Source organism: Actinacidiphila sp. bgisy144 (assembly GCF_057708105.1).
The window spans coordinates 67,691-74,909 of record NZ_JBYIRM010000041.1 but is presented as its reverse complement, the minus strand read 5'-3'; the positions used below and the strand labels follow the sequence as shown (position 1 = coordinate 74,909).

5 protein-coding genes are annotated in these 7,219 nt (G+C 72.8%); all 5 read left to right on the top strand.

What is annotated here, in order from left to right:
• Nucleotides 1-439 precede the first annotated feature (439 nt).
• The 5 genes from hpnC to shc all read left to right on the top strand — a co-directional run bounded on the left by hpnC (nucleotide 440) and on the right by shc (nucleotide 7,218).
• Nucleotides 440-1,327, top strand: coding sequence for a squalene synthase HpnC (hpnC, locus tag AC3EVP_RS32840; protein WP_335984176.1), 888 nt, complete (start codon nucleotides 440-442; stop codon nucleotides 1,325-1,327).
• Nucleotides 1,324-2,292 carry a presqualene diphosphate synthase HpnD gene (gene hpnD, locus AC3EVP_RS32835; protein WP_435136318.1) on the top strand — a complete coding sequence of 323 codons (969 nt, stop codon included), beginning with the start codon at nucleotides 1,324-1,326 and terminating at the stop codon, nucleotides 2,290-2,292. Before hpnC ends, hpnD begins: the two co-directional genes overlap by 4 nt.
• A gap of 214 nt (nucleotides 2,293-2,506) precedes the next feature.
• Complete coding sequence (gene hpnE, locus AC3EVP_RS32830; RefSeq protein ID WP_435136315.1) at nucleotides 2,507-4,003, top strand: hydroxysqualene dehydroxylase HpnE; 1,497 nt, start codon at nucleotides 2,507-2,509, stop codon at nucleotides 4,001-4,003.
• Complete coding sequence (locus tag AC3EVP_RS32825) at nucleotides 4,000-5,079, top strand: polyprenyl synthetase family protein (protein ID WP_335984173.1); 1,080 nt, start codon at nucleotides 4,000-4,002, stop codon at nucleotides 5,077-5,079. The genes hpnE and AC3EVP_RS32825 overlap by 4 nt, the downstream gene beginning before the upstream one ends.
• A 99-nt stretch (nucleotides 5,080-5,178) precedes the next feature.
• The gene (gene shc, locus AC3EVP_RS32820) at nucleotides 5,179-7,218 is read left to right on the top strand and encodes a squalene--hopene cyclase (RefSeq protein WP_435136312.1); all 2,040 of its coding nucleotides are present in this window, start codon (nucleotides 5,179-5,181) and stop codon (nucleotides 7,216-7,218) included.
• The last annotated feature ends 1 nt before the right edge of the window (nucleotide 7,219 follow it).

Genomic DNA, 7,219 nt, shown 5'->3' with positions numbered 1-7,219 from the left:
GCCTACGACGGAAAGTGACGGGGCGTCGGAATGCGGACCCGGTCCGGTGGGGCGCCGTACCTTCGGCGCCGTCCGCCGCGCCTTGTCCGGCTCTGTCCGGCTCGGTCCGCATTGCGGCCCGGACCGGGGAAGTTTTCCGGAAAACCTGATCCCCGCCGGATGATCCGGCGGGGATCGGTTGTTGTGGTGGGGTGTTGTCACCCGCTGAACGGGGCGCGCCCCCCGCGTACGCCGGGTAAGCCTCCGACGTAAGCTGTACCGGTGCTGGGAGCCTGCTGATGATCGATATCCGCGTACGGGTGTCCGTATGCGAAGGTGCGGCGTGTCCGAAATGGGAAGTTTCGACGGGGCAGTGTAGAACGGGGGATGTGGCGGCCATGAAGATCGGGACCATCCTGCTCCGGGGCGCGCTCGCCGCCTGTGCGCCGGGAAGCCCGCGGTGACCGGGGACGTCGCCTCCCGTGCCGTCCTGGACAAGGCCGCGCGCGAGAACTTCCCCGTGGCACCCCGGATTCTTCCGCGTGCCTGGCGCCAGGACCTGATGGCCGTCTACGGGTTCGCCCGGCTGGTAGACGACATCGGGGACGGCGACCTGGCCGACGGCGGCCGGCCCGACGCGGTCCGGCTCGGCCTGCCCGCCGAGGCGGCCGGCGACCGGCTGGCGATGCTCGACGCCTTCGAGGCCGACCTGCACCGGGTCTTCGACGGCACCCCGCGCCACCCGCTGCTGCTCGCGCTGCGCCCGACGGTGCGTCAGCACCGGCTCACCCCTGAGCCCTTCCTCGGCCTGATCGCCGCCAACCGGCAGGACCAGCAGGTCAGCCGGTACGCCACCTACGCCGACCTGCTCGCCTACTGCGAGCTGTCCGCCAATCCGGTGGGCCGGCTGGTGCTGTCCATCACCGGCACCTCCACCCCGGAACGGGTCAGGCGCTCGGACGCGGTGTGCACCGCGCTGCAGATTGTCGAGCACCTCCAGGATGTCGCGGAGGACCTTGGCAGGGACCGGGTGTACCTCCCGCAGGAGGACATGAAACTCTTCTCGGTGGACGAGGCCGACCTCGCCGCGCCGAGCGCGGGGGAGAAGGTGCGCGAGCTGGTCGCGTTCGAAGCCGGGCGGGCCCGTGACCTGCTGGGCGAGGGCGGTGCCCTGGTCCGCAGCGTCCGAGGCCGGCTCAGACTGCTGCTCGCCGGATTCGTCGGCGGTGGCCGTGCGGCACTGCGGGCGGTGGAGGACGCGGGATACGACGTGCTGTCGAGTTCCCCGAAGGCCACCAAGTCCGTCCTGCTGCGTGAGGTGGGGTCGACATTGCGAAGAGAGGGGTGACCCGGACCGTGAACGGTTCCGCGCACACGTCCGGACAGGTGCTTGCTGCATACAAGTACTGCGAGACCGTGACCGGGCACGAGGCCCGCAACTTCGCCTACGGAATCCGCCTGCTGCCCACGGCGAAGCGCCAGGCGATGTCGGCGGTCTACGCGTTCTCCCGCCGGGTCGACGACATCGGGGACGGCGGGCTGCCGCCGGAGGAGAAGCTCCGCCGGCTGGAGGAGGCCCGCACCCTGCTGCACCGTGTGGAGGCCCACGAGGTCGAGGAGGACGACACCGACCCGGTGGCCGTCGCCCTCGCCGACGCCTGCGCGCTCTTCCCGATCCCGCTGGGCGGGCTCGGCGAGCTCATCGACGGCGTCCAGATGGACGTCCGCGGTGAGACCTACGAGACCTGGGACGACCTGGCCGTTTACTGCCGCTGTGTGGCGGGAGCTATCGGTAGGGTCTCATTGGGCGTTTTCGGCACGGTGAATGGGCACGATCACGCACGTGCCGCCGAATACGCCGACACGCTCGGCCTCGCCCTCCAGCTCACCAACATCCTGCGCGACGTCCGCGAGGACGCCGGCAACGGACGCACGTACCTGCCCGCGCAGGACCTGGCGAAGTTCGGCTGCGCCGACGGCTTCCACCACGACACCCCGCCGGCCGGCTCTGACTTCGCCGGCCTGGTCGAGTTCGAAGTACGCCGGGCCCGCGCGCTGTTCGCCACCGGATACCGGCTGCTGCCGATGCTCGACCGCCGCAGCGGCGCCTGCGTGGCCGCGATGGCGGGGATCTACCGGCGGCTGCTGGAGCGGTTCGCCGCCGACCCCGCGGCGGTGCTGCGCGGCCGCGTGTCGCTGCCCGGCCGGGAGAAGGCGTACGTCGCCGTCCGCGGCCTGGCGGGGCTGGACGCCCGCCGCACCGCCCGTACCGCTGCTCCCGCCTCCGCCGCCGATCCGCGGAGGGACGTGTGAGACCGACCCGCGTGCACCAAGCGGGTTCCACCGCGCCGTACGCCCTTGCCCGCTCCCGGACCGCGCCGCCGGCCCGGGAGGCTGCTCTCCGTACGGGTGTGCGGCGGCTGCCCGCGTGCCCGCGGCCGGGCCGGGCAACCCTGGCGGCGCGTACGGCGTCACCTTCCGCGACGGTCCGCCGTACCCCGCCTGGTACGGCCCGAGGAGAGCGCGCATGACCACGACCCGATCCGGCCCGCAGGCCGCAGCAGCCGGCGCCGGCGCGGACCGGCCCGACCGCGGCGGGTCCGGCCGTACCGCCGTCGTGGTCGGCGGCGGCCTGGCCGGGGTGACCGCGGCGCTGGCGCTCGCCGACGCAGGGGTGCGGGTGACGCTCACCGAGGCCCGGCCGCGGCTGGGCGGCCTCGCCTTCTCCTTCAAGCGCGGCGAGTTGACCGTCGACAACGGCCAGCACGTCTTCCTGCGCTGCTGCACCGCCTACCAGTGGTTCCTGGACCGGATCGCGGCCCGCGACCTGGTGACGCTCCAGGACCGGCTGGACGTGCCGGTCCACGACCCGCGCAGCGGGAAGACCGGCCGGATCGGGCGGGTGGCGCTGCCGGTGCCGCTGCACCTGGCGCCGAGCCTGCTGCGCTACCCCCATCTGTCGGTGGCCGAGCGGGCCTCGGTCGGGCGGGCGGCGCTCGCGCTGCGCGGCCTGGACCTTAAGGACCCGGCCCTGGACGGGATCAACTTCGGCGAGTGGCTCGCCGCGCGCGGCCAGTCCGCGCGGACCATCGAGGCGCTGTGGGACCTGGTCGGCGTGGCCACCCTCAACGCCACGTCGGACCAGTCCTCGCTGGCCCTGGCGGCGAAGGTGTTCAAGACCGGACTGCTGTCCGAGCCGGGCGCCGCCGACATCGGCTGGGCCGCGGTGCCGCTCGGCGACCTGCACGACGGCCGGGCCCGCGCGGCCCTGGACGCGGCGGGGGTGCGGGTGCTGCTGCGGGCCCGCGCGACCGGTCTGACGGCCCGTCCGCAGGACGGAGCACCCGCCGCCGGCGGCGAGGAGGCGCGTGACGTCGCCCACGCCGGGTGGTGTGTGGACGTGGAGACCGGGCCGGGCCGCGGTGAACAACTGACGGCCGGCACCGTGGTGTTGGCGGTGCCGCAGCAGGAGACGCACGAACTGCTGCCGGCCGGCGCGCTGGAGCAGCCGGAAAAGCTCTTGCGGATCGGCACCGCGCCGATCCTCAATGTTCATGTGATCTACGACCGGCAGGTGCTGAGGCAGCCGTTCATGGCGGCGATCGGCAGTCCGGTCCAGTGGGTGTTCGACCGCACCGCCAGTTCCGGGCTCACCGGCGGCGGCCAGTACGTGGCGCTGTCCCAGTCCGCCGTGCAGGACGAGATCGACCTGCCGGTGGCCGAGTTGCGCCGGCGCTACCTGCCGGAGCTGGAGCGGGTGCTGCCGGCCACCCGCGGCGCCGCGGTCCGCGACTTCTTCGTCACCCGTGAACGCACCGCGACCTTCGCGCCCACCCCGGGCGTGGGCGCCCTGCGCCCCGGGCCCGCCACGCGCGCCCCCGGCCTGTACCTGGCCGGCGCGTGGACCGCCACCGGCTGGCCCGCGACGATGGAGGGTGCGGTGCGCAGCGGCCTGCACGCCTCCCGACAAGCCTTGTCCGCCCTCGGACTGCCCTGCGAACACGGCGTACTGGAGGCGGCATGAGTGCAATTGGTGCGACAAGAGGAGAGAACGTGACCGCTGACAGCGTGATCGCGCTGCTGGAGAACGGCCGCATCCTGACCACCCCCGTGCTTCGCGCGGCCGTCGCACGGCTCGCCCCGCCGATGGACACCGTGGCCTCGTACCACTTCGGGTGGATCGACCAGGCCGGCCGGCCCGCGGACGGCGACGGCGGCAAGGCGGTGCGTCCGGCGCTGGCCCTGCTGTCGGCGCAGGCCGCCGGGGCGCCCGCGGAGACCGGGGTGCCCGGCGCGGTCGCGGTGGAGCTGGTGCACAACTTCTCGCTGCTGCACGACGACCTGATGGACGGTGACGAGCAGCGCCGGCACCGGGACACGGTGTGGAAGGTGCACGGCCCGGCCCAGGCGATCCTGGTCGGCGACGCGCTCTTCGCGCTGGCCAACGAGATCCTGCTGGAGCAGGGCACCGCGGACGCCGGGCGGGCCACCCGCCGGCTGACCACCGCCACCCGCAAGCTGATCGACGGTCAGGCCCAGGACATCTCCTTCGAGCACCGCGAGCGGGTCGCCGTGACCGAGTGCCTGGAGATGGAGGGCAACAAGACCGGGGCGCTGCTGGCCTGCGCCTCCTCCATCGGCGCGGTGCTCGGCGGCGCGTCGGAGTCCGACGCGGACGCGCTGGAGGAGTACGGCTACCACCTGGGGCTGGCCTTCCAGGCGATCGACGACCTGCTGGGCATCTGGGGCGACCCGGCCACCACCGGCAAGCAGACCTGGAGCGACCTGAGGCAGCGTAAGAAGTCGCTGCCGGTGGTCGCGGCGCTCGCCGCCGACGGCCCCGCGGCCGAACGGCTCGGTGAACTCCTCGCGGCGGACGCGAAAAATTCCGGGCAGGCCGAAACTGATGCCTTCAGCGAGGAAGAGTTCGCCCTGCGTGCGGCGTTGATCGAAGAGGCGGGTGGTCGGGAGTGGACGTCTCAGGAGGCCCGGAGGCAGTACACGACCGCCATCGCCGCTCTGGACAAAATGGACATGCCGGAAGAAATCCGACGTAAGCTCGTGGGCCTGGCGGATTTTGTGGTGGTCCGCGAGAAGTAACAAGACAGACGTGGAGCGTATGACGTCGCCGGTTTCACTCTTGTGACGGCGGACGGCCGCCCCCGACACCGCAGAAGTATCAACTGCAAAGGGGAAGCCATGACAGCGACGACCGACGGCAGTCCAGGGACGCCAACCCATCGGACACCTTCGGCCAGTAGCGCCTCGGAGCCGGAGCCTGTTCCAGCCGGCGACACAGAGGCGGCGGCGCAGCGTGCCGTGCAGCGCGCCGCAGACCACCTCCTGGCACGGCAGCACCCTGACGGATGGTGGAAAGGCGACCTCGAGACAAACGTGACGATGGATGCCGAGGACCTGCTGCTGCGGGAGTTCCTCGGCATCCGCGACGAGGAGGTCACCGCTGCCTCGGCCCGCTGGATTCGCTCCCAGCAGCGCGAGGACGGCGCCTGGCCCACCTTCCACGGCGGTCCCGGCGACCTGTCCGCCACCATCGAGGCCTATGTCGCGCTGCGCCTGGCCGGGGACGACCCGGCCGAGGCGCACATGGCGCTGGCCGCGAAGTGGTCCCGCGGCGAGGGGGGTGTGGCCGCCAGCCGGGTCTTCACCCGGATCTGGCTCGCCCTGTTCGGCTGGTGGGACTGGGACGACCTGCCGGAGATGCCGCCCGAGGTCATCTTCCTGCCCAAGTGGATGCCGCTGAACATCTACTCGTTCGGCTGCTGGGCCCGGCAGACCATCGTGCCGCTGACCGTGGTCGGCGCGCACCGCCCGGTGCACCCCGCGCCCTTCGGCATCGAGGAGCTGCACCTCGACCCGGCCCGGCCGAACCCGAAGCAGCGCCGGAAGCCCATCACCACCTGGGACGGCGTCTTCCAGCGCCTGGACCAGGTGCTGCACGTCTACCGCCGGTTCAGCCCCCGGCTGGTGCGCCGCAGCGCGATGAACGCGTGCGCCCGCTGGATCATCGAGCGCCAGGAGGCCGACGGCTGCTGGGGCGGCATCCAGCCGCCGGCGGTCTACTCGGTGATCGCCCTGCACCTGCTCGGCTACGACCTGGACCACCCGGTGATCAAGGCCGGACTGGACTCGCTGGATCGTTTCGCCGTGTGGCCCGAGGAGGGCGTGCGGATGATCGAGGCGTGCCAGTCCCCGGTCTGGGACACCTGCCTGGCCACCATCGCCCTCGCCGACGCCGGCATCGGCGCCGACCACCCCGCGCTGGTCAAGGCCGCGGACTGGATGCTCGGCGAGCAGATCACCCGCCCCGGCGACTGGTCCGTGCAGCGCCCGCAACTGGCGCCCGGCGGCTGGGCCTTCGAGTTCCACAACGACAACTACCCGGACGTGGACGACACGGCCGAGGTGGTGCTCGCGCTGCGCCGGATCGACCACCCCGACCGGGCCCGGCTGGACTCCGCGATCGACAAGGCGGTGCGCTGGAACGTCGGCATGCAGTCCAGGAACGGCGCGTGGGGCGCCTTCGACGCCGACAACACCAGCCCCTTCCCCAACCGGCTGCCGTTCTGCGACTTCGGCGAGGTGATCGACCCGCCGTCGGCCGATGTCACCGCCCACGTGGTGGAGATGCTGGCCGCGCTCGGCCTGGAGCACGACGGGCACACCCGCCGCGGCATCGACTGGCTGCTGGGGGAACAGGAGGACAACGGCGCCTGGTTCGGCCGCTGGGGTGTCAACTACATCTACGGCACCGGGTCGGCCGTCCCGGCGCTCGCCGCGGCCGGGCTCGCCCCGGACCACCCGGCGATCCGCCGGGCCGTCGACTGGCTGCACGAGGTGCAGAACACCGACGGGGGCTGGGGCGAGGACCTGCGCTCCTACGCCGACCGGGAGTGGGCCGGCCGCGGGCACTCCACCGCGTCGCAGACCGCGTGGGCGCTGATGGCGCTGCTGGCGGCCGGCGAGCGGGACACCGAGTCCGTCGAGCGCGGGGTGCGCTGGCTGGCCGACACCCAGCTGCCGGACGGCTCCTGGGACGAGCCGTACTTCACCGGTACCGGCTTCCCGCGTGACTTCTCCATCAACTACCACCTGTACCGGATGGTCTTCCCGCTGACCGCGCTCGGCCGCTACGCCCGCGCCGAGCCCTTCGGCGCCGGCCACCCCGCGGCCCCGGCCGGCCCGGCCGCCGCCCTGCCGAGCACCGGAAAGGGGGCCTAGT